Here is a 22,115-nt window from a genome sequence, read left to right on the forward strand (position 1 = left end):
CCAGCGAGATCACCGTACGCCGCGATGCCGAATATTGAGATGGCCATCTCATGATGCGGACTGACTCGTGGTGTCACATCATGGTCAGCGGCCGGTACACCCGTAGCGCCTCGTGCCGCTTGTCGATGGTCAACTCCCGCCCGCAAGGACCCACTTCACCGTCGAAGGTCAGTGGGGTGCCGGGGCTGATGCGGTCCATGCGCAGCCGCGTGCGCCGGACCGCGGCGTGGAACGGGGAGCGGGACAGCGGCCCCGCGAACGCCGCCGCCAAGAGGCGTACGCCCGGCAGCCGGCCACCGTGCACCACGCGCACGTCGAGCAGCCCGTCCGCGAGATCCGCCCGCCGGCCCGCCGCGAAACCCATCCGGCGGTACGTGCAGTTCCCGGCGAACACCATCCACAACGGCCGTCGCCTGCCGTCCAGTTCGGCCTGCAAGGGGTGATCGCGGCGCAGCACGTGCGTGGCGGCCACCACATCGGCGAGCCGTCCGCCGATCCGCCGTGACCAGCGCTCGCGTTCCTTCACCAGCTCCGGGTACACGCCCAGGCTGAAGGTGTTGAGGAAGATCCCGGAGGTGGCGGACGACCGGAAGCGGCCGACGTCGACGGCCACGGCTTCGCCCGCCTCGACGGCCCGCGACAGATCGCCCGGCTCCTCGATCCCCAGGTCGTACGCGAAGTGGTTGAGGGTGCCGCCGGGAAGAACGGCCAGTGGCAGACCGTGGCGCAGGGCGACGCCCGCCGCGGTGTTCACCGTGCCGTCCCCGCCGCACACCCCGAGCGCCCGCGCCCGGGTCGCCGCCTTCTCCAGCGCGGCCGGCAGATCGGACCCCTCGGCCTCGACGATCTCGGCGTGCGGCAGCAGACCGCGCAGCGTCCGCGCCTGGTCCGGACTGCCCGCGCCGGTGTTGACCACCATCACCAGGCCCTCCCCGCCGGGCAGCGCCGGCACGTCGTCCACCAGGGGGCGGCCCGGCGACGGCATCTGGTCGCGGGTCGGTACGAGGCCCCGTACCGCGAAGGCCGCGCCCGCCCCGAGCGCGGCGCCCGCGAGGACGTCGCCGGGGAAGTGGGCGCCGGTATAGACGCGGGACGCGGCGACGGAGAACGCGAGGGGCGCCACCAGCGCGCCCAGCGGGCGGGACTCCAGCGCGACTCCGGCGGCGAACGCGGCCGCCGACGCCGCGTGCCCGGACGGGAACGACGTCGTGACCGGCTGCCGCTTCAGGCGCCGCACCAGCGGCACCGGGTCGAGCGCGGGCCGGGGCCTGCGTACCGAACGTTTGCCGAGCGTGTTGATCGTCGCGGACGCCACGGCGAGCGAGGCGACCCCGCGCACGGCGGCGCGGCGGGCCTTCGGCGAACCGCCCACCGCCAGCGCCCCCGCCACCGCGAACCACAGCACCCCATGGTTCGCGCTGCGGCTCAGCCGGGGCAGGACACGGTCGCCGCCCGGCCAGTGCCGGCGCGCCGCGTACTCGAAAACACGCAGGTCAAGGGCGGCGAGCGGGCCGCGCAGGCCGGGTTTGGGAGGGGACGCGGTCCGCCAGGTCGTCCGATGGTTCAGGTCAGCGCACATTGCGCACGTGTACCCGCCCCGGGACCCCGTACCCGCAGGGCGTGCCGTAATCGTTTTGCTCCTCACCCGGCCGGGCGCCCACAATGCGGACCATGGGACATCTGGAAGCCGCGCACCTCGAGTACTACTTGCCGGACGGGCGGGCGCTGCTCGGTGATGTCTCCTTCCGGGTCGGGGAGGGCTCCGTGGTCGCCCTCGTCGGGCCGAACGGCGCGGGAAAGACGACCCTCCTCAAGCTGATCTCCGGCGAGCTGAAGCCGCACGGCGGCACCGTCACCGTCGGCGGCGGACTCGGCGTGATGTCGCAGTTCGTCGGCTCCGTGCGCGACGAGACGACCGTGCGCGACCTGCTCGTATCCGTCTCGACTCCGCGGATCAGGGAGGTGGCGAAGGCCGTCGACAAGGCCGAGCACCTGATCATGACCGTCGACGACGAGGCGGCGCAGCTCGCCTACGCGCAGGCGCTGTCCGACTGGGCCGAGGCGCGCGGTTACGAGGCCGAGACGGTCTGGGACATGTGCACCACGGCCGCCCTCGGCATCCCGTACGACACGGCCCAGTTCCGCGAGGTCCGCACGCTGTCCGGCGGCGAGCAGAAACGACTCGTCCTCGAAGCGCTGCTGCGCGGCACCGACGAGGTCCTCCTCCTCGACGAGCCGGACAACTATCTCGACGTGCCCGGCAAGCGCTGGCTGGAGGAGAAGCTGCGCGAGACCCGTAAGACGGTCCTGTTCGTCTCCCACGACCGGGAGCTGCTCGCCCGCTCCGCCGAGAAGATCGTCAGCGTCGAGCCGGGCCCCGCCGGCGCCGACGCGTGGGTGCACGGCGCCGGCTTCGCGACGTACCACGAGGCCAGGCGCGAGCGGTTCGCGCGCTTCGAGGAGCTGCGCAGGCGCTGGGACGAGAAGCACGCCCAGCTGAAGAAGCTCGTCCTCAACCTGCGGCAGGCGGCCGCGGTCAGCCACGAGATGGCGTCCCGCTACGCGGCGGCGCAGACCCGCCTGCGCAAGTTCGAGGAGGCCGGACCCCCGCCCGAGCCGCCGCGCGAGCAGGACATCACCATGCGCCTGCACGGCGGCCGCACCGGGGTGCGGGCCATCACCTGCAAGGGCCTTGAGCTGACCGGCCTGATGCAGCCCTTCGACCTGGAGGTCTTCTACGGCGAGCGGGTCGCGGTCCTCGGTTCGAACGGCTCCGGCAAGTCGCACTTCCTGCGCCTGCTGGCCGGGAACCCCGACGACACGGTCGCGCACACGGGGGAGTGGAAGCTCGGCGCGCGCGTCGTGCCCGGCCACTTCGCCCAGACCCACGCCCACCCCGAGCTCCAGGGCCGCACCCTGCTCGACATCCTCTGGCTCGACCACGCCAAGGACCGCGGCGCGGCGATGGGGCGACTGCGGCGTTACGAGCTGACGGCCCAGGCCGAGCAGAAGTTCGAGCGTCTGTCGGGCGGCCAGCAGGCCCGCTTCCAGATCCTGCTGCTCGAACTGGCCGGAGTGACGGCGCTCCTCCTCGACGAGCCGACGGACAACCTCGACCTGGAGTCCGCCGAGGCGCTCCAGGAAGGCCTGGAGGCGTTCGACGGCACGGTCCTCGCCGTCACGCACGACCGCTGGTTCGCCCGCTCCTTCGACCGCTACCTCGTCTTCGGCAGCGACGGCCGGCTGCGCGAGTCCGACGAACCCGTCTGGGACGAGCGCAGGGTGGAGCGGGCGCGGGGGTAACCGGCGCCGGGCCGCCGCTGCCGCCCCGTCACCCACTCGGCCCAGCCCAGCGGCACCCTCCCTCCACCGCATTCCCACGTGCTCACGCTCCCGGGCAACGGGCGTCGTCCCTCCCGCGCAGGCCGCGCGGGAGTGTGCGGCTCGGGAGAGGCTGTGGAGGGTATGAGGTGCCCGTGAGGTCCCGGTAGTGCGGACCGGCAGCGCGTGGAGGTGGCACATGCGGCGGAACGACCACGGGATCCTGGAGGGGCGCGGGCCCGTCCGGTACGGGCCGCCGCTGCCGGACGACGGCCTTCCCGTGCTGCCCGAGCTGGCCGCCGCGGCCGCCGCCGCGGATCCGGCGGCCCCGCAACCACCCGGCGGCTCCCCCTCCCTCCTCGACGCCGCCTGCGGTTACTGGCTGCGCCGCGGTCTTCCCACCGAGCCGGCCAACACCGCCGCCGCGCCGGGCGGCGTCCCCCTGCTCCTCGCCCTGACCGCCGCGATCGGCGGCGACGTGCTGCTGCCGAGACCCTGCCCGGCCTGGTGGGAGCCCCAGGCGCGGCTGCTCGGCCGGTCCGTCTTCCACGTGGCGACGCCCGCCGAGTGCGGCGGCGTCCCCGATCCGTACGCCCTGCTCGAAACCGTGCGCCGGGTCCGCGCCGAGGGCGGCGACCCGCGGCTCCTCGTCCTGTCCGTCGCCGACGACCCGACCGGGACCGTGCCGCCGCCCGAGATCCTGCACGAGGCGGTCGAGGCCGCCGCGGAGGAGGGCCTGCACATCGTCAGCGACGAGACCTGGCGCGACACCCTGCACCGCGACCCGGCCCGCGCCACCGTCCTCATCGGCCCCGCCGAGATGCTGCCCGAGCACGTCACCGTCGTCACCGACCTCACCGGCGCCTACCTGCCACCGGGCCTGCCCGCGGCCGTCGCCCGCCTCCCCGCCACCGCGCGCGGAGCCGCGCTGCGCGCCCGCGTCCTGGACATCCTCACGGCGCTCGGCGCCGTCCTTTCGGCCCCCGCCGCAGCGGCCGCCACGTACGCGCTCGGCGAGCCCGCCGGGATCACCGCCCGCCTGCACGCCACGACCGCGCTCCACGCGCGCGTGGCCGCCGCCGTGCACCGCGCGGTGCTCCTGTCCGGCGGACTCGCCCGGCCGCCCGAAGCCGGCCGCCAGCTGTACGCGGACCTGGACCGGCTGCGCCCCGCGCTCGCGGCCCGCGGTGTCGGCGACGCCCAGGACCTGGAGGACCACCTCTCCGAGCGGCTCGGCATGCCCACCCCCGGCGGCCACCGCTTCGGCGACAACCTCGCCGCGCTGCGGGTACGCCTGTCCACCGGCCCTTTCCTCGGCTCAACCCCGCAGGAGCGCATGACGTCTCTCACCACACCGGAACCTCTGGAATTGCCGCACGTGCAGCGGGCGTTGAGCATGTTGGAGTCGGCACTCGACGATCTCAGGGCCGACGTCAAGGGATGGGAGAGTCCTCGATGACGCAGCAGTCCGAGTCGACGGCACAGCGAGCTGATGCCCCCGCGTCCTTCGTGCCCCTCGTCGAGCCGAGGCCGCTCGGCGGGGGACGCACCTGGCCCAAGTCGTTCGCCGACCGCCTGACGGCGCCGCTGCCCGGACTGCGCGCCTTCGCCCGGTTCGCCAGGGAGGGCGCGCTGCGTCCGCCGCCCGAGGCCCTGACCGAGATCGCCGCCCTGCCGTTCGAGCCGGGCCCGCTGCCGTCCGTGGACGCCCGTACCGTCGCCGTCAGCTGGGCAGGGCACGCCAGTTGGGTGCTGCGCATAGGCGGCCTCATCGTGCTCACCGACCCGGTCTGGTCCCGCAAGATCCTCGGCACCCCGCCCCGCGTCACACCCCCGGGCATCGCCTGGAGCGCCCTGCCGCGCGTCGACGCCGTCGTCATCAGCCACAACCACTACGACCACCTGGACGCCCCCACCCTCAAGCGGCTCCCGAGGGACACGCCCGTCTTCGTCCCCGCCGGACTCGGCCGCTGGTTCACCCGCCGCCGCTTCACCCGCGTCACGGAGCTCGACTGGTGGGAGGCGGCCGAACTGGACGGCGTGCGCTTCGACTTCGTCCCGGCGCACCACTGGTCCAAGCGCAGCCTCGTCGACACCTGCCGCACCCTGTGGGGCGGTTGGGTCCTCACCGACCTGGAAGGGCAGCGGGTCTACTTCGCGGGGGACACCGGATACGGCCACTGGTTCTCGGAGATCGGCCGCCGCTACCCCGGCATCGATCTGGCGCTCCTGCCCATCGGCGCCTACGAGCCGCGCTGGTGGCTGAAGGACGTCCACTGCGACCCGGAGGATGCGGTGCGGGCCGCGCAGGACGTGGGCGCGCGCCGCATGGCGCCCATGCACTGGGCCACGTTCCTGCTCTCGGCCGAGCCCGTCCTCGAACCCCTCACGCGTGTACGGGCCGCCTGGCAGAAGGCGGGCCTTGCGCGCAAGGACCTGTGGGACCTGCCGGTGGGTGCCTCACGCGTGCTGACCGTCTGAGCCGTCCGCCCTGTCCCCGCGCAGCCGCCGCCAGGCGGCGGGCGCCGCGCTGATCAACAGCGTCAGGCCGACCGCCGCCACGACGCCCTCCCAGGGCTCGCTGAACAGGGAGCCGCCGAGAATGCCGATGAGCTGATACGTCGCGGCCCAGGCCAGGCACGCCGGCACGTCGCCGCGCGCGAACTGACGCAGCGGCATCCTCGCCATCAGGCACGCCAGCATCACGGGGATGCGCCCGGCGGGCACCAGCCGGGACAGGACGAGCACCATCACCCCGTGATCGGCGAGCTTGTCCTGCGCCTGCGCGAGCCGCTCCTCGGGCGCCCGCTCGCGAATGGCGGCCAGCCACTTCGACCCGTTCTTGGACCCCATCCCGCGCTGCCCCAGCCAGTACAGCGCCACATCGCCGAGGAACGCCGCGAACGCGGCGACGCCGAACACCAGGAGCAGCGAGAACGGCGCCGTCTGATGGAAGGCGACCACGGCCGCCGAGCTGACGAGCGCCCCCGTGGGGACGACCGGCACGAGCGCGCCGATCACGATCAGCAGGAACAGCGACGGGTATCCGACGGCCTGCTGGGTGGACTCCGGCGGCGTGTGCGTCACCGCGGCGGCAAGCAGCTCGTGGCCCGCGCCACTGACCGGATTCACCTGGCGACCTCCGGCAGCACACTCTCACCGTGACCGAGCAGGTGCACCGTCACCTCGGGCGCCAGCTGGGCGGAGCGCCGCACGAACTCCTCGCCCGGCGCGTGGAATTCGTGCGGTCGCACCGCGTCCATGCCGATCGGCCAGTACGTCCCGTAGTGCACGGGCACGGCGCTGCGCGGCGCGATCCGCGCGAGCGCCTCGGCGGCCCGGCCCGCGTCCAGATGGTGCGGCCCCAGATAGGGCCCCCACCCCCCGACCGGCAGCAGCGCCACATCCACCTCGCCCACCGCCTCGGCCATGGAGTCGAAGAGCCCGGTGTCGCCCGCGAAGTAGGTACGGGCCTCGCCGCTCACCACGAACCCGAGCGCGGGAGAGCGGTGCGGCCCCACCGGGATGCGCCGCCCGTCGTGCGACGCGGGCACGGCGCGCACGACGAGGCCGCCCACCTTTATGCCGGTGCCCGGCTCGACCTCGGTGAGCCGCAGATGCGTGAGACGGCGCAGGCCGGGCACCGCGCGCCGGGCCCCTCGCGGGAGCAGGACCCGGGTGCCGGGGGAGAGCCGGGCCAGGGACGGGACGTGCAGGTGGTCGGCGTGCAGATGCGAGACGAGGACGAGGTCGGCGACGGCGGCCTCGGGCGGCGGGGGCGCCCCGCGGCGCCGGCGCAGATGGGCGAGGCGGCGCGTGAAGAGCGGGTCGGTCAGCACGCGGATTCCCGAGTCCTCGACCGTGCAGGTGGCGTGACCCCACCAGGTGATCTCCACCGGCACCTCCAGGACCTCCTCCGTGCGACTCCCCCCGAGCCTACGGGCAGGAGTAGGGTCGTCGGGGAAACCGGAGGTGAGGGGGACACCATGGGTGAACCGGCGGGAGAGAGCGCGGCCGGCGCGGTACGCGTGACGGCGATCGCCAGTCTGACTCCGCTGGAGGAGCTGGACGCCGACCCCTTCCTCGTGGACTCGCGCAGCCAGCACGCGATGTGCGCCCGCTGGGCCGCCGACCGGGGCTACGTGGTGACCAGAGAGCTCCTCGTCCACTCGCTGCGCTCCGACCACGACGTGCTGTGGACGGATGTCGACGCGGGCCTGGTCGACCTCTTCGTCGCCCCGAGCGAGCGGGTCCTGCGGGCCGCGCTGCGCTCGGTCGACGAGTTCACGGCCGAGTGCGAGCGCCGCGGCGTCCGCCTGGAGACCGCGGGCCTCGCGGAGCCCTCGTACAACGCGGAGATGAAGAAGCGCGTCCACCGCCGGATGTCGATGCCGACGGCCGGCTACGACGGCTGCTGAGCCGGCACCCCGGTCGTCCCGCGGCGGGCACTCGTCTGCGCAGTCAGGGGAAAACCCGGACGTATCACGCTCATATGACACGCTTGGCGCGAGCTCGACGACGAGACGACGAGAGGGTGAGCGAGGCGTGGGCGAGGGGCGTTGGCGGAGGTTCGCCGGCATGTGGTGGCGGCCGATCGCCGTGTGGGCGGTCAGCACCGTCACGATGCTCGTGCTCGCCGGGATCCTGCCTGACTTCAAGCTCCAGTCGGACAACGGCGACAGCGCCACCCGCATCGGCGTCACCGCCGCGCTCGGCGCGGGGGCCTTCGCCGTCCTGTCCGTGCTGGTGTGGCCGCTTCTCGTGCGCGCCCTGCTCCTGGTGCCCGCGCTCGTCCTCGGCCTCGTCGTGTTCTTCCTCAACGGCGGCCTGCTGCTCTTCGCCCTGGCCCTCGTCCCCGACGGTCGAGGTGAGGCCAACCCGGAGACCGCCGTCGTCGTCGCCGCGGTGATGTCCGCGGTCGCGTCGGCCACCGGGGGAGCCCTCGCCGTACGCGACGACGACGCCTACCGCCGCCGCCTGTACCGCCTCGCCGACCGGCGCCGCCGCAGAGGGGCCCCCGGAGCCGGACCGCCCACCCCCGGCACGGTCTTCCTCCAGCTCGACGGCGTCGGCCACGACGTCCTGCGCGACGCCGTGAACCAGGACCTGATGCCCACCGTCGGCGCCTGGCTCGGCGCCGGCACCCACCGCCTCACCCCCTGGCGCACCGACTGGTCCAGCCAGACGGGCGCCAGCCAGCTCGGCATCCTGCACGGCAGCAACTACGACGTGCCCGCGTTCCGCTGGTACGAGAAGGACACCCGCGAGATCCAGGTCTCCAACCGGCCCACCAGCGCCGCCGAGCTCCAGCGCCGCGCCATCGAGCACACCGGCGACGGCGGCCTGCTCACCCTGGACGGCGCCAGCCGCGGCAACCTCTTCAGCGGAGGCGCCGAACAGGTCGCCCTCGTGCTGTCCGTCGCGGCCCGCCGCGGCAAGGAGAACCGCTCGCGGGCCGGCTACTTCGCGTACTTCAGCGACCCGGCGAACGCCGTCCGCACCGCCCTGTCCTTCGTCGCCGAGGTCGCCCGCGAGGTCGGCCAGTCCACCCGGGCCCGCCTGACCCGGCAGCGCCCCCGCATCGGCCGCGGCGGCCTCTACCCGCTCATCCGCGCCTTCGCGACCGTCGTGGAGCGCGACGTCGTCGTCGCCGCCGTCATGGGCGACATGCTCGCGGGCCGCAGCGCGGTCTACGCGGACCTGGTCGCGTACGACGAGGTCGCCCACCACTCCGGACCCGTGAGCCGCGACGCACAGAAGGTCCTGGCGCGCCTCGACCGCTCCCTCGCGCTGATCGCGAAGGTCGCCGAGCACGCCCCGCGCCGGTACCGGATCGTCGTCCTGTCCGATCACGGGCAGAGCCCCGGCGAGACGTTCCGCGCCCGCTACGGGCTCGGCCTCCAGGACTTCGTCCGGGCGGGCTGCGGCCTGCCCGTGCCGCGCCGGGCCCGGCGCACCCACAGTGGGGCCGAGGCCCGCTCGGCGGTCAGGGCCGCGCTGCGCAGGCCCGTCGAGGAGGGCGGCGAGAAGCACCGCCCGGCGTCGCGCCGCTCCGAGCCGATCGTGCTCGCCTCCGGCAACCTCGGCCTGGTCTCCTTCCCCGACGTGCCGCACCGCATGAGCAAGGAGGAGATCGACGCCCGCCACCCGGCGCTCCTGACCACCCTCGCCAACCATCCCGGCATCGGCTTCCTGCTGGTGCGCAGCGAGGAGCACGGCGCCGTCGTCCTCGGCGCGCGCGGCGCCGAGATCCCCCTGGCCGACCTCGACGAGCGCCCGGGACCCCTGGCCGACTTCGGCGCGCACGCGGCCGACGCGGTCCGCCGCACCGACTCCTTCCCGCACACCGCCGACATCATGGTGAACTCCTGGTACGACCCGGCCGAGGGTGAAGTGCTCGCCTTCGAGGAGCAGATCGGCTCCCACGGAGGCCTCGGCGGCGCCCAGGGACACCCGTTCCTGCTCGCCCCGGCGGCCTTCTCGCCGCCGGTCGCCGAGGGTGCCGAGCTGGTGGGCGCCCAGCAGGTCCACCACGTGCTCCGCCGCTGGCTGCGCGAGGGCTGCGGCCCCCAGGTCCCACTGGACGAATTCCGGCACGAACCCGCCCCAGACGCATCATTTACGGCCGCGACGGTCACTCCGCAGGACGAATCCGCCTGATTTTGAACGGTGTGTGCCGGGGGCCGACCATGGGACGTCGCCCGGCGATCCCGGTCGGCGCCCGCACGAGAGAGGCGCACCACCCCATGCCCCACACCGGAACCGTGACGAAGCCGGCTCCGGCCCCGCAGCACGAAGAGCTCCCCAACAAGCACGCCCGCCGCTTCGGCCTCCCCGTCGCCACCGCCCTCGTGATGGGCAACATCATCGGCGGCGGCATCTTCCTGCTCCCGGCCTCCGTCGCCCCCTTCGGCACCATCAGCCTCGTCGCGTTCGGGGTCCTGACCGTCGGAGCCATCACCCTCGCACTCGTCTTCGGCCGCCTCGCCCGCCGCCATCCGCAGACCGGCGGACCGTACGTCTACGCCCGCGAGGCGTTCGGCGACTTCGCCGGGTTCCTGGCCTCCTGGTCGTACTGGATCACCACCTGGGTGTCGAACGCGGCGCTCGCCGTGGCCGCCGTCGGCTACCTCGACGTGCTCCTGCCGATCCACGGCTCCACGTTCTGGACCATCGTCGCCGCGCTCACCGTCCAGTGGCTGCCCGCCCTCGCCAACCTCGCGGGCACCCGCTACGTCGGCGCGGTGCAGCTCGTGTCGACAGTCCTGAAGTTCGCGCCACTGCTCCTCGTCGCCATCGGCGGACTGTTCTTCTTCCACGCCGACAACCTCGGACCGTTCCGGGCGAGCGGAGACTCCTCGCTCGGCGCCGTCTCCGCGTCCGCCGCGATCCTGCTCTTCAGCTACCTCGGCGTCGAGTCCGCCTCGGTCAGCGCCGGCGAGGTCCGCGACCCCGAGCGCAACGTGGGCCGCGCCACCGTCCTCGGCACCGGCCTCGCCGCCCTCCTCTACCTGCTGTGCACGCTCGCCGTCTTCGGGACGGTCTCCCACGACCGGCTCGTCGACTCCGACGCGCCCTTCTCCGACGCCGTCAACGCCATGTTCGGCGGCACCTGGGGCGGCACCGCCGTGGCCGTCGCCGCCCTGGTCTCCATGCTCGGTGCCCTGAACGGCTGGACGCTCCTGAGCGCCCAGACGCCGTACGCCGCCGCCAAGGACGGCCTGTTCCCCGCGGTGTTCGCCAAGAAGAAGCGCGGCACCCCGACCGCCGGCGTCCTCGTCGCCGTCACTCTCGCCTCGCTCCTCACCGTCTACAACTACACGGCGGGCTCGGCCGGGGTCTTCGAGACGCTCGTCCTCGTCACCACGTTCACCGCGACCGTCCCCTACCTCCTCGCGACCGCCGCCCAGATCTACTTCCTGCTGTCCGGGCAGGGTCACCGCGTCAGCGGCCTGCGACTGGCCCGCGACCTGGTGCTCGCCCTCGCCGCGTTCGGCTTCTCCCTGTGGCTGGTCGGCGGCGCCGGATACGCGGCCGTCTTCCAGGGGGTCCTGTTCCTCTTCGTCGGAGTCCTCGTCTACGCCTGGATCGCGGCCCGTAAGAAGCGCACCGCCGCGGACGCCACCGACTGATCCCTGCCCCGTGCGCATTCCGGCCATATGTGGTCCGGGTGTGGTCGGATGGTGCCCAACGCCCCGACGGGCACCCGACTGAAGGGAATCACCGTGGCTACCACGCGCTCCGCGCACACCGTGTGGGAAGGCGATCTGCTCAAGGGGAGCGGCGTCGTCACCTTCGACTCCTCCGGCATCGGCCAGCAGGCCGTGTCCTGGGCCTCCCGCGCCGAGCAGGCCAACGGCAAGACCAGCCCGGAGGAGCTGATCGCCGCCGCGCACTCCAGCTGCTTCTCCATGGCCCTGTCCAACGGCCTGGCGACCGGCGGCAACCCGCCCTCCAAGCTCGTCACGTCGGCCGACGTCACGTTCCAGCCGGGTGAGGGCATCACCGGCATCCACCTCACGGTGGAGGGCACGGTGCCCGGACTCGACGAGGCCGGGTTCGCCGCGGCGGCCGAGGACGCCAAGAAGAACTGCCCGGTGAGCCAGGCGCTCACCGGCACCAAGATCACGCTGACGGCGAAGCTCGTCTGACGGCGCAGGCCCAGCCTTCACGTGCCGCGGTCCCGCAGCGACGGGCCCGCGGCACTGCTGTCACCACGTGTCGCCGGTCACCACGCGTCGCCGGTCACCACGCGCCGCGTGTCAGGCGCGCCGCTGGTCAGAGCGCGGCGCGCAGCTTCCGCAGCAGCTCCACCGTGCGCTCCGCGGACGCCGCCTGCGCCGCGATGTGGTCGAGCACCTCCAGATGGGTGCCCACCTCTTCCCGGCCGTCCAGATAGAGCGCGCCCGTGACGTACTCGCTGAAGACCATGTCCGGCAGCTCCCGCACCGGGAACCGGAACAGCGTGAACGGGCCGAACGTTCCCGGGTGCGGGCCCGCCGCGAACTCGGCTATCTGGAGCGTGACTTGAGGCATTTCGGCCGCCTCTATGAGCCGGTCGAGCTGGTTGCGCAGCACCTTGGGGCCGCCCGGCGGCCGGCGCAGCACCGTCTCGTCCATCACGACCCACAGGTGCGGAGCGTCCTCCCGGGTCAGCAGCGCCTGCCGGGCCATCCGGAGCGTCACATGGCGTTCGAGGTCGCCGGGCTGCGTGCGGCCGACGGTGCCCGCGTCCAGGACGGCCCGCGCGTACTCCTCCGTCTGCAGCAGCCCCGGGACGAAGTGCGGCTCGTACGACCTGATGATCCCGGCCGCGCTCTCCAGGCTCACGTACAGGCTGAACCAGTCGGGCAGGATGTCGTGGAACCGCTGCCACCAGCCCGGCAGATTCGCTTCCTCGGCGAGCGCGACGAACGCCTCCGCCTCCTGCTCCGGCACCCCGTACAGCTCCAGGAGCATCTGTACGTACGGAATCTTGAGGGCGACCTCCGCGGTCTCCATACGGCGTATCGTCGCGCCGGTGACGCGCAGCGCGCGGGCGGCCTCGTCGCGGTTGAGTCCGGCCGACTCCCGCAGTTCCCGCAGGCGTCTGCCAAGGACCACCTGACCCACGGTCGGCGCGGGCCGCCGTTCACTCACGTCACGTCTCCCCACGTGCCGGGCGGCGAGCGGATTCGGGAGCCGTGCGCTCCCGGCCGCGGCACTTCGCGCACTGAACACGTGCGCGAGCCGCGTGAACGGTACCAGTGTGATGAGTGGCCTGCCCACTACCGCGGGGATCCGGCCACGATCCCCCGACCACTCCCCGACTACGGTGCCAGCGACCGCAGATACTTCGCCGTCGCCGGGTCGGCCGGCAGGAACGTCTCGATCGCCAGCTCGGCCACCGTCACGTCCATCGGGGTGTTGAACGTCGAGATCGACGACACGAACGACAGGACCTGCCCGTCGTGCTCGATCACCATCGGCAGCGCGAAGTACGGCACCGCCCCGGCGTCCTCCCCGCCGTCCTTTTCGTGGTCCTCGACATCCCTGTCCGCCACCGGATACGCCTTGACCTCGTCGTACACCGACCGCAGCGCCTCCGACCGGTCCAGCGCGATCTGCCGCTCCATCTGCGCGAGGAGGTGCCCGCGCCACTCGCGCAGGTTCCGGATCCGGGGCGCGAGGCCCTCCGGGTGCAGGGTGAGCCGCATCGCGTTGAGCGGCGGCGCCAGCAGCGACTCGGGAATCCCCTCCATCAGCATCGCGATGCCCCGATTGGCGGTGACCACCGTGTACGTCGCGTCGACGACCAGCGCCGGATACGGCTCGTAGCCGTGCAGCAGCCGGTCCAGGCCCTCCCGCAGCGCGCCCATCGACGGGTCGTCGAGCGGTGTCTCCGCGAACCGCGGCGCGTAACCCGCCGCCAGCAGCAGCGCGTTGCGCTCCCGCACCGGCACCTCCAGATGCTCCGCGAGCCGCAGGACGAGCTCCTCGCTCGGCCGCGACCTGCCCGTTTCCACGAAGCTGAGGTGCCGGGCGGACGAATCGGCGCGCAGGGCGAGCTCCAGCTGGCTCACCCGCCGCCGTTCCCGCCACTCCCGCAGCAGAGGACCGATTCCGGACCGGTGAGCACGCACGGCAGTCGTCATGTCACGACCGTAGCCGAGGGGCGCGCGGCACCACCCCTGTGGGACGCTGGAACTCCTCGCACATCACAGGGAAAGGACCTGGTCATGCCCTTGGAGCCGCTGTCCCAGAAGGAGATCGAGGACCGTCTCGCCGAGCTGCCGGGATGGAGCGTGGCCGACGACAGACTCACCCGGACCTACCGCCTGGCCAACCACTTCGCGGCCACGGCCCTCGTCGTCCACATCGCGCAGATCCAGGACGAGCTCGACCACCACTCCGACCTGACCCTCGGCTACAACACGGTCGACGTGTCCGTGAACACCCACAGCGTGGGCGGCGCGATCACCCACCTCGACTTCGGCCTCGCCCAGCGCGTCCAGGAGATCGCTCCCACGCACGGCGCGAGCTGACCGCCGGTGCTGGACTACGACAAGGAAGCCGCGGTCCACGACGAGACCCGCGGCGGCATACCCCGCGCCCGGTCCGCCGCCTGGGGCCGTACTCCACCTCGTGCCGCCGACCGTCTCGCCGCGCTCCCCGACCCCGAAGTCCCGCGCGCCGACCCGGAGTTCACCGTGCACGCCTTCGCGCGGCACATCTGACGCGAGGTCAGTGCGGCGCGTCGGGGCAGGGTTCAGGACCGGGTCAGGCGCGACGGGTGAACGCCATCGTCCAGTTCGACAGCCACGTGTCGCCGCCGTCCACCGAGAAGAACTGCTCCCAGTGCGCCGTCGTCGCCGAGATCCCCGACCACACGAACCGCACGCGGACGTCCTTGCCGTCGTGCGTGTCGTCCCCCTCGAACACGCCTCGCCCGTCACCGTCGAACCGGCCGATGACCGGCGGGAACAGGACGCCCGTACGGCTGGACGACCAGTTCAGCGACCACGTACCCGCCGCGTGGTCGAAGAGCCGCAGCGTCAGCCCCTTGAACCCTCGCGTGGGGCAGTCCATCTCGTCGATGTTCGCCGCCCCGTCGAACAGGCTCCAGCAGCGGTTCGTCGCGGAGAACTCCTCCCAGCCGCTGTCCGCGTCGAGGAAGTCCGTGCGCCTGCGGTGGGCGACGTCCCAGTCGCCGAAGAAGAAGTCGAAGTCGTGCGCGGTGCTCATCAGCGGTCTCCCGTGGTGCCGTCGGTGAGTGAATCGGCCACCCACACACAGCCGATCCACGGCAGATCGAGGATCACGAACCGCGTCGGATGGCAGCACCCACAACAGTTCTCCTCGAAAGCCATGGCTGGAAGCTACGGCCACTTCACTGACATCCTGTGGCAGTGAAGTCCAGCCGCCTTGTGTCCATCCTGCTGCTGCTCCAGACCCGCGGCCGGATGACCGCCGCCCAGCTCGCCGCCGCCCTCGAAGTCTCCATACGCACCGTGTACCGCGACATCGAAGCGCTGCACGCGGCCGGCGTACCGCTCTACGGCGACGCCGGGCACGCCGGCGGTTACCAGCTCATCGATGGCTACCGCACCCGCCTCACCGGCCTCACCACCGACGAGGCCGAAGTCCTCTTCCTCGCCGGAGCACCAGGACCCGCCGCCGAACTCGGCCTCGGCCCCGTGCTCGCCGCCGCCCAGCTCAAGGTGCGCGCCGCACTCCCCGCCGAACTGCGCGCCCACACCGAACGCATCAGCGCGCGCTTCCACCTCGACGCCCCCGGCTGGTACGCCGACGAGGACGATGTCACCCACCTCCCGGCCGTCGCCGCCGCCGTCTGGAACAGCCGCGTCCTGCACGTCCGCTACCGGCGCTGGCGCGCACCCACCGACGTCGAACGCCGCCTCGAACCGTACGGACTCGTACTCAAGGCGGGCCGCTGGTACGTCATCGCCGCCGCCGGTTCGGGAGACCCCCGCACCTACCGCGTCGACCAGATCCTCCAACTCCACGCGGGTGACGAGGAGTTCGAGCGGCCCGCGGACTTCGACCTCGCCGCGTACTGGCGCGCCTACCAGGATGACTTCCACAGCAGGCTGCACAGCACCGACGCCGTCGTACGCCTGGCCCCGGGGGCCGCCGAGCGGCTGGCGGGCCCCGCCCAGCGCGCTGCGGCCCGCGCCACCGCCCGCCAGGAACCCGACGGCTGGACCAGAGCGGTCGTCCCCATCGAGTCGGTCGACCACGCCCACGACGAGTTCCTGCGCCTGGGCGCCGACATCGAGGTCCTGGAACCCGCCGAGCTGCGCCGCAGCGTCCGGGCCACGGTCGAAGCCCTCGCCGGCCTCTATCGGTGAACCCCGGCCTCACACACGTGTGCCCCGCCTCCGGACGGAGGCGGGGCACACGCGGCAGTACACGTGGGGCGATCAGGCCATGTCGAACGTCGCCGGGTCGGGACCCAGACGACGGTCCTCGTTCAGCGCGCTGATCGCGGCGATGTCCTCGACGTCGAGCTCGAAGTCGAACACGTCGATGTTCTCCACGATCCGCGACGGCGTCACGGACTTGGGGATCACGACATTGCCGAGCTGGACGTGCCAGCGCAGCACGATCTGGGCCGGCGTACGCCCGTGCTTCTGGGCGATCGCGACGATCGCCGGGACCTCCAGAAGGCCCTTGCCCTGCCCCAGCGGCGACCAGGCCTCGGTGGCGATTCCCTGCTCCGCGTGGAACTCACGCGCGGCGCGCTGCTGGAGGTGCGGGTGCAGCTCGATCTGGTTGACCGCCGGGATGATCGACGTCTCGCCGAGGAGGCGCTCCAGGTGCTCCGGAAGGAAGTTGGAGACACCGATGGCCTTGGCCCGGCCGTCCGCGTAGATCTTCTCGAAGGCCTTGTACGTGTCGACGTAGCTGTCCTTCGAGGGCAGCGGCCAGTGGATCAGATACAGGTCGAGGTAGTCGAGGCCCAGCTTGTCGAGGGAGGCGTCGAAGGCGCGCAGCGTCGCGTCGTAGCCCTGGTCGGCGTTCCACAGCTTCGTCGTGACGAAGAGCTTGTCGCGGGCGATGCCGGAGGAGGCGATGGCCTTGCCGGTGCCCTCCTCGTTGCCGTAGATCGCGGCGGTGTCGATGCTGCGGTACCCGGCCTCCAGGGCCGTCGCGACGGCCGTCTCGGCCTCGGCGTCCGGCACCTGCCAGACGCCGAAACCGAGCTGGGGCATCTCGACGCCGTTGTTCAGGATGATCGGGGGGACCTTGCTCACGAGCTCTCGATCCTTCGCGTTGTCGGTTGGTACTCCCATCGTCAACGATCACGGCCCAAGACGCATTCCCGTTCACTGCGTGTTCACAAGGGCACCCCGGACCCCGCCCGCCCGCTGCTCACCCGGCCGAACCGAGATAGGCGTCCCGCACCGCCGGGTCGGCGCGAACGGCCGCCGGGGTCCCCTCGGCCAGTACGGTGCCGAGGTCGAGGACGACTATGCGGGAGCAGAGGTCCATGACGAAGGCGACGTTGTGCTCGACGAGGAGCACGGCGCAGCCCCGTTGGTCGGCCAGATGGCGGATGACAGATTTCAGCTGACGGATTTCATCATCTGTCATTCCTGACGCGGGCTCGTCGAGCAGCACGACCCGCGCCCCCTCCACCCCGGCTCTGGCCAGTTCCACCATGCGCGCCCGGCCCACGGGGAGCGCCCCCGCGTACTCCCCGGCCAGCGCGTCGAGGCCGCACGCGCGCAGCATCGACGCCGCCTGCTCGCGGCGGTGTCGTTCGTACGTCCGTCTGGTCGGCGCCGCCAGCAGGTCGGCGGCGAGTCCGCCCCCGCCGCCCCGCCATTCCTGCGCCACCAGCAGGTTGTCCGCGACGGTGAGCTGGCCGAAGAGCTGCTGGCGCTGGAACGTGCGACGCATCCCGTGGCGGGCCCGCCACACGGGGGAGCGGCGGGTGATGTCCTGTCCGTCGAGGAGGACGCGGCCCTCGTCGGGGCGCCGGATCCCGGAGACGACGTCGAAGAACGTGGTCTTGCCCGCGCCGTTCGGGCCGATGAGGCCGCACACCTCGCCGGGGCGCAGCGTCAGGCCGACCCCGTCGAGCGCGCGGATGCCGCCGAACCGGACGCCGACCCCGGTGGCTTCGAGTGCGGGTCCCTCGGTGGTCCCGCTCATGGCCGCACCGCCCCTTCCTCTTCCGCTTCCGTGTCCTGGGCCGTACCTGATCCACCGGCGGCGAGGCCCAGGTAGGCCTCGGTGAGCCGGTCGGCGCGCACCTCGGCGCGCGGGCCGCACCACGAGACGCGGCCCCGGTCGAGATAGGCGACGGTGTCCGCGATGCCGAGGATCTCGGTGGCTTTTTCCTCGACGAGGAGCAACCCCGTGCCCGCGTCGCGGAGTTCGGTGAGTAGGCGGAACACGTCGTCGACGATGCGCGGCGCGAGACCGAGGGACGGCTCGTCGGCGATGAGGACGCGGGGCGGCTCCTGGAGGAGCGGGGCGAGGGCGAGCAGTTGCTGTTCGCCACCGGAGAGCGCGCCCGCGGTGACACCTCGGCGGGCGGCGAGTCCGGCGAAGCGCTCGTACACGGCGTCGCGCGCGTGCTTGTCGGGGAGGTGCAGGGTGAGGTTCTCCTCGATGGTGAGGGCGGGGAAGATGCCGCGCCCTTCGGGGGCGAGGAGCACGCCGGCCCGCGCCCGGTGGACGGGGCCCTCGCGCGTGACGTCCCGCCCGCTGACGTACACCTGCCCCCGTAGGGGTGTGAGGAGTCCGGCCGCGGTGCGGCAAGTCGTGGATTTCCCGGCGCCGTTGGGGCCGAGCAGGGCGACGATCTCGCCGGGGTGGACGGCGATGCCGACCCCGTGCAGGACGGGCGCGCCGTCGTATCCGGCGTGCAGGCCGCGCAGTTCGAGGACCGGCGGGGCGCCGCTGTCGGGCACAGGGGCCGGTGCCCGGCTCGTTGCTTCGACGACAGGGACTCCCGCCCCCGGCCTCGTACTCCTGCGCCTGTGCCGTCGTACGGAGATCGCCGCGCAGTACCCGTCCGGATCGTTGGCGAGTGCGAGGCCCGCCAGGCCGAACAGGACGACCGGCAGGTGGACGGAGTCCGTGACGTAGTCCGCGACGAGGTGCGGCACGATCGCGTAGACGAGGCCCGCGACGACCGCGAACTGCGGGCGCCGTACCCCTGCCGCGACGACGACGGCGAGCCAGATCAGGCCCGTCATCGCGGTGAAGTCGGTAGCGGTGATACGGGTGTTGTACGACGCGTACATCACGCCCCCGAAGCCCGCGAGGCCGGCCGAGAGGGTGAAGAGGAGGAGTTTGGTGCGGATGACGGAGACGCCGGAGGCCATCGCGGCGGCGGGCGCCGAACGTACGGCGAGCATCGCGCGGCCCGAGGGAGAGTTCCGCAGCGCGCCGAGGGCGGCCACGGCGGCGGCGCACAGGACGACCATCGCGACCCCCATCGCCCGGTCGTCGCTCAGGTCGACGGGTCCGAAGACGGGGCGCGGGATCTCCCAGCCGGTGTCGCCGTTCCTCAGCCAGCCGATCTGGAAGAGGACTTGGTCGGCGAGGAAGGCGAGGGCGAGCGTGGCGAGGGCGAGGGTGCGGCCGCCGAGGCGCAGCGCGGGCAGCGCGACGAGCGCCCCGAGGACGGCCGCGACGCAGGTGCCGACGAGCGCCGCCGCGACGAACGGCCAGCCGTGGCTCATCAGGAGCCCGGCCACGAGCGCCGCGCCGGTGACGAAGGTGGCCTGCGCGAGGGACACCATCGCGCCGAGCCCCGTCACGACGGTGAAGGAGACGAAGACGAGGGAGAGCGCGAGGCCCTGGGCGAGGATGCCGCTCCAGAACGGGGTCGTGACCGTGTAGAAGGAGGCCGCGAGCAGTACGGCGGCCGCCGCCCACGGCCCCCATGTGCGCGCCCAGGAGTGGCCCGCGAGGTAGTCGACGGGCGGGGCGTCGGCGGCGGCCGTGCCCGCCGTGCGCTGTCGCCGGGTGAGCAGCAGCAGCCCGGCGAAGAGGATCAGGAACGGGACCGCGGTGCGGAAGCCCGTGATGCGCTCGGCGAAGGATGCGTACCCGGCGACGAGATTCTGCAGGACGCCGAGCCCGAGGCCGCCCGCGAAGGCGATGGGTACGGACGCGAAGCGCCCGAGGACCGCTGCGGTCGCCGACACGAACAGGAACAGCGTGAAGTCGTGCGCGGACAGGCCGAGCAGCGGCGTCGCGAGGACACCGGCGAGGCCCGCGAGGCCGGACGACAGCATCCACGCCACGGTGGAGAGCCGGTCGGCGCTCATGCCGCGCAGTTCGACGAGTGAGCGGTTGTCGACCGCGGCCCGCAGGCGCAGCCCGAGGGTGGTGTGGCGCATCAGGATCCACAGGCCGAGCGCGACGACGGCGGTCGCCACCCACGTGATCAACTGGTCGGAGTCGATGCCGACGCCGTCCATCAGCTGCCAGTTCCTCGCGGGGCTCGGGCCGACGCCCGGCAGCCCGAACTGGTTCTCGGCGGGCTTCACGGACACCCCCGCGTCGTCGAGCAGCTCCACCACCCACAGGCCGAGCGCGGGCAGCGCGACGAGCAGGCCGATGGTCGCGACGATCTGTGCGGTCTCGCCGACGCGCGCCAGCTTGCGGAACATCAGCCGGTCAAGTGCCCATCCCAGCAGGGGAGATGCGACGCAGACGAGGAGGAGCGCGGTGGGTACGGCGGGCCAGCCGAGGCCGGAGTGGAGTTCGTAGAAGGTGAGCGCGCACAGGTAAGCGGTGGCGCCGTGTGCGAAGTTGAAGAGGCCGGAGGCCGAGTAGGACAGGACGAGGCCGGTGGCGAGGAGCGCGTACAGCGCACCCGACACGAGCCCGCTCAGCACGAAGGCCAGCAGGTCGGACATGCGGGGCGCCCCCTACTTGAACGGGATGGGCTCGTAGCACTTGAAGGGTGACGAGACGCGGTACGCGCCGTTCTTGAGCTGGACGAGGGCACCGCAGCCGAAGGACTCCCGCTGCCCCTTGGGCAGGGCGCGGTCGCCGACCATGGTGCCGGTGTCGGAGAACCCGTCCGCGGCCTTCTGGAAGGAGGCGACGGTGAGGTCCCGGCCGGCCTTCTGCGCGATGGAGAGGAACAGGTCGGCGGACATGTAGCCGGTCATCATGTGCATGTTGAGCGGCACTTCCTTCCCGCCCGATGCCTTCTTGATGTCGGCCTTGAACTGCTTCATCGCCGCCGTGTGCGACTCGAACGGCTCGAAGGTCAGCAGGATGTGCACCCCGTCGAGCGCCTCCTTCGTCGCGCTCTTGGCGAGCAGCCCCGGGTCGTAGTCGGTCGGGTCGGTGAGGACGCCGTGGTACCCGCCGCGCTTGACGGCGGTGAACAGGCCGATGTTGTACGGGGTCTGCATGACGGAGACGACGATGTCGGGCGCCTTGCCGCCGTCACTGCGCAGGATCTCCTTCGTGTAAGCCGACCAGTCGCTCGGCACCGAGGTCGCGGGGACGGACGACTTGGCGTAGGTGACCTTGTATCCGGCGGACGCGAAGCTCTGCTTGTAGGTGCGGATGGCGAAGGTGCCCGCGTCGTTGTCGTTGGCGAGGATGGCGACCGTCTTGCCCTTCGCGCCGTGCGTGACCTGCTTGAGGCCCTCGGGCCAGGTCTGCGAGATGGTGCCGCCGGGCATCGGGACCATGCAGCCGCCGAAGCCGTAGATGTAGGTGGGTCCGCAGAAGGACGGGAGTGTGCCCCAGCCGAACGTGGGCACCTTCTGCTTCTGGAGGAAGTCGGCGCCGGAGAAGGTGACCGAGCTCATCGGGGAGATCGCGAACACCTTGTCCTGCTGGACGAGTTTGCGGGCCGCGGCGAGGTTCTTGGCCGGGTCCTGGCCGTCGTCCTCCGCACCCAGGTAGTCGATCTTCCTGCCGTTGATCCCGCCCTCCGCGTTGGCGCGCGCGAAGCGGGCCTTCGCGCCGAGGTCGGTGTCCTTCTTGCTGTAGCCGCTGGCGGTCGTCATGGAGACGATGCCGCCGACCTTGATGGCGTCGTCACTTACTCCGCGTGCCGAACTCCCCTTGCTGTCGGGGGAGTTGCCGGTGGCCGCGGAGTTGCAGGCGGTGGCGAGCAGCAGTGCCGCCACAGTGGCGGTGATGGCGCGGACAGTTCGCGACACGATGGGCCCCCTCCGTCGGGTGAGGGTGATTCTGTGTGCGACCTGATGAACCGTCAATAACTGACGCATCGGTAATTGATGAACCGTCAGAAACGATTCGCGGCCGGGTCAGGGCCTGGTGGCGGGGTTACCGTCGGG

21 protein-coding genes are annotated in these 22,115 nt (G+C 72.3%); 10 read left to right on the forward strand and 11 right to left on the reverse strand.

Annotated elements, in window-relative coordinates; all coding sequences use genetic code 11:
• Window positions 1–73: 73 nt before the first annotated feature.
• Complete coding sequence (locus AC07EJ_RS28945; protein WP_389483045.1) at window positions 74–1,579, reverse strand: bifunctional phosphatase PAP2/diacylglycerol kinase family protein; 1,506 nt, start codon at window positions 1,577–1,579, stop codon at window positions 74–76.
• A 92-nt stretch (window positions 1,580–1,671) separates the two neighbouring features.
• On the opposite strand from AC07EJ_RS28945, the gene AC07EJ_RS28950 reads away from it, so the two are divergent.
• From AC07EJ_RS28950 to AC07EJ_RS28960, 3 genes are all read left to right on the forward strand, one after another.
• Window positions 1,672–3,303, forward strand: a complete 1,632-nt coding sequence (locus AC07EJ_RS28950) for an ATP-binding cassette domain-containing protein (protein ID WP_389483044.1) — start codon at window positions 1,672–1,674, stop codon at window positions 3,301–3,303.
• A 217-nt stretch (window positions 3,304–3,520) separates the two neighbouring features.
• Entirely contained in the window at window positions 3,521–4,780 is a 1,260-nt protein-coding gene (locus AC07EJ_RS28955; protein ID WP_389483042.1) for an aminotransferase class I/II-fold pyridoxal phosphate-dependent enzyme, read from the forward strand.
• The gene (locus AC07EJ_RS28960; RefSeq protein ID WP_393583416.1) at window positions 4,777–5,802 is read left to right on the forward strand and encodes an MBL fold metallo-hydrolase; all 1,026 of its coding nucleotides are present in this window, start codon (window positions 4,777–4,779) and stop codon (window positions 5,800–5,802) included. Before AC07EJ_RS28955 ends, AC07EJ_RS28960 begins: the two co-directional genes overlap by 4 nt.
• On the opposite strand, the gene AC07EJ_RS28965 is transcribed toward AC07EJ_RS28960, so the two are convergent.
• Both AC07EJ_RS28965 and AC07EJ_RS28970 read right to left on the reverse strand, forming a co-directional pair.
• On the reverse strand, window positions 5,782–6,453 hold the full coding sequence (locus AC07EJ_RS28965; RefSeq protein ID WP_478885356.1) for a DedA family protein: 672 nt from the start codon (window positions 6,451–6,453) through the stop codon (window positions 5,782–5,784). The two genes, AC07EJ_RS28960 and AC07EJ_RS28965, sit on opposite strands and share 21 nt — an antisense overlap.
• On the reverse strand, window positions 6,450–7,223 hold the full coding sequence (locus AC07EJ_RS28970) for an MBL fold metallo-hydrolase (protein ID WP_478885357.1): 774 nt from the start codon (window positions 7,221–7,223) through the stop codon (window positions 6,450–6,452). Before AC07EJ_RS28970 ends, AC07EJ_RS28965 begins: the two co-directional genes overlap by 4 nt.
• A gap of 84 nt (window positions 7,224–7,307) precedes the next feature.
• Here AC07EJ_RS28970 and AC07EJ_RS28975 point away from each other — a divergent pair, with 84 nt between their 5' ends.
• From AC07EJ_RS28975 to AC07EJ_RS28990, 4 genes are all read left to right on the forward strand, one after another.
• A complete protein-coding gene (locus AC07EJ_RS28975; protein WP_389483033.1) occupies window positions 7,308–7,739 on the forward strand; it encodes a hypothetical protein in 432 nt (143 codons plus the stop codon).
• A gap of 160 nt (window positions 7,740–7,899) precedes the next feature.
• On the forward strand, window positions 7,900–9,981 hold the full coding sequence (locus AC07EJ_RS28980) for a phage holin family protein (RefSeq protein WP_478885397.1): 2,082 nt from the start codon (window positions 7,900–7,902) through the stop codon (window positions 9,979–9,981).
• Window positions 9,982–10,067: 86 nt separating this feature from the next.
• The gene (locus tag AC07EJ_RS28985) at window positions 10,068–11,453 is read left to right on the forward strand and encodes an amino acid permease (protein WP_389483031.1); all 1,386 of its coding nucleotides are present in this window, start codon (window positions 10,068–10,070) and stop codon (window positions 11,451–11,453) included.
• 93 nt (window positions 11,454–11,546) lie between these two features.
• Window positions 11,547–11,972: an OsmC family peroxiredoxin gene (locus AC07EJ_RS28990; RefSeq protein WP_389483029.1), complete on the forward strand. Its 426-nt coding sequence runs from the start codon at window positions 11,547–11,549 to the stop codon at window positions 11,970–11,972.
• Window positions 11,973–12,099: 127 nt separating this feature from the next.
• On the opposite strand, the gene AC07EJ_RS28995 is transcribed toward AC07EJ_RS28990, so the two are convergent.
• Together AC07EJ_RS28995 and AC07EJ_RS29000 are read right to left on the reverse strand one after the other, a co-directional pair.
• Entirely contained in the window at window positions 12,100–12,960 is an 861-nt protein-coding gene (locus tag AC07EJ_RS28995; protein WP_389483027.1) for a helix-turn-helix domain-containing protein, read from the reverse strand.
• A 170-nt stretch (window positions 12,961–13,130) separates the two neighbouring features.
• Window positions 13,131–13,955 carry a helix-turn-helix domain-containing protein gene (locus AC07EJ_RS29000; protein ID WP_389483025.1) on the reverse strand — a complete coding sequence of 275 codons (825 nt, stop codon included), beginning with the start codon at window positions 13,953–13,955 and terminating at the stop codon, window positions 13,131–13,133.
• A gap of 84 nt (window positions 13,956–14,039) precedes the next feature.
• Between AC07EJ_RS29000 and AC07EJ_RS29005 the strand changes: the two genes are divergently transcribed.
• A complete protein-coding gene (locus AC07EJ_RS29005) occupies window positions 14,040–14,345 on the forward strand; it encodes a 4a-hydroxytetrahydrobiopterin dehydratase (protein ID WP_389483022.1) in 306 nt (101 codons plus the stop codon).
• Window positions 14,346–14,351: 6 nt separating this feature from the next.
• Window positions 14,352–14,537, forward strand: a complete 186-nt coding sequence (locus tag AC07EJ_RS29010; protein WP_389483019.1) for a hypothetical protein — start codon at window positions 14,352–14,354, stop codon at window positions 14,535–14,537.
• A gap of 43 nt (window positions 14,538–14,580) precedes the next feature.
• On the opposite strand, the gene AC07EJ_RS29015 is transcribed toward AC07EJ_RS29010, so the two are convergent.
• Complete coding sequence (locus tag AC07EJ_RS29015; protein WP_389483016.1) at window positions 14,581–15,045, reverse strand: hypothetical protein; 465 nt, start codon at window positions 15,043–15,045, stop codon at window positions 14,581–14,583.
• Window positions 15,045–15,170: a hypothetical protein gene (locus tag AC07EJ_RS29020; RefSeq protein ID WP_389483014.1), complete on the reverse strand. Its 126-nt coding sequence runs from the start codon at window positions 15,168–15,170 to the stop codon at window positions 15,045–15,047. Before AC07EJ_RS29020 ends, AC07EJ_RS29015 begins: the two co-directional genes overlap by 1 nt.
• 39 nt (window positions 15,171–15,209) lie before the next feature.
• Here AC07EJ_RS29020 and AC07EJ_RS29025 point away from each other — a divergent pair, with 39 nt between their 5' ends.
• Window positions 15,210–16,172: a helix-turn-helix transcriptional regulator gene (locus AC07EJ_RS29025; RefSeq protein WP_389483012.1), complete on the forward strand. Its 963-nt coding sequence runs from the start codon at window positions 15,210–15,212 to the stop codon at window positions 16,170–16,172.
• A gap of 72 nt (window positions 16,173–16,244) precedes the next feature.
• Here the strand turns inward: AC07EJ_RS29025 and AC07EJ_RS29030 are convergent, their stop codons facing one another.
• The 4 genes from AC07EJ_RS29030 to AC07EJ_RS29045 form a co-directional block, all read right to left on the reverse strand.
• Entirely contained in the window at window positions 16,245–17,036 is a 792-nt protein-coding gene (locus AC07EJ_RS29030; RefSeq protein ID WP_478885398.1) for an aldo/keto reductase, read from the reverse strand.
• Between the two features lie 160 nt (window positions 17,037–17,196).
• Window positions 17,197–17,982 (reverse strand): ABC transporter ATP-binding protein, encoded by a 786-nt coding sequence (locus tag AC07EJ_RS29035; RefSeq protein WP_389483007.1) that lies wholly within the window; start codon window positions 17,980–17,982, stop codon window positions 17,197–17,199.
• Window positions 17,979–20,708, reverse strand: a complete 2,730-nt coding sequence (locus AC07EJ_RS29040; protein ID WP_478885358.1) for an ABC transporter permease subunit — start codon at window positions 20,706–20,708, stop codon at window positions 17,979–17,981. Before AC07EJ_RS29040 ends, AC07EJ_RS29035 begins: the two co-directional genes overlap by 4 nt.
• A 12-nt stretch (window positions 20,709–20,720) precedes the next feature.
• Window positions 20,721–21,977 carry an ABC transporter substrate-binding protein gene (locus AC07EJ_RS29045; protein WP_389483002.1) on the reverse strand — a complete coding sequence of 419 codons (1,257 nt, stop codon included), beginning with the start codon at window positions 21,975–21,977 and terminating at the stop codon, window positions 20,721–20,723.
• Window positions 21,978–22,115 lie beyond the last annotated feature (138 nt).

Source organism: Streptomyces sp. NPDC045026 (assembly GCF_056432625.1).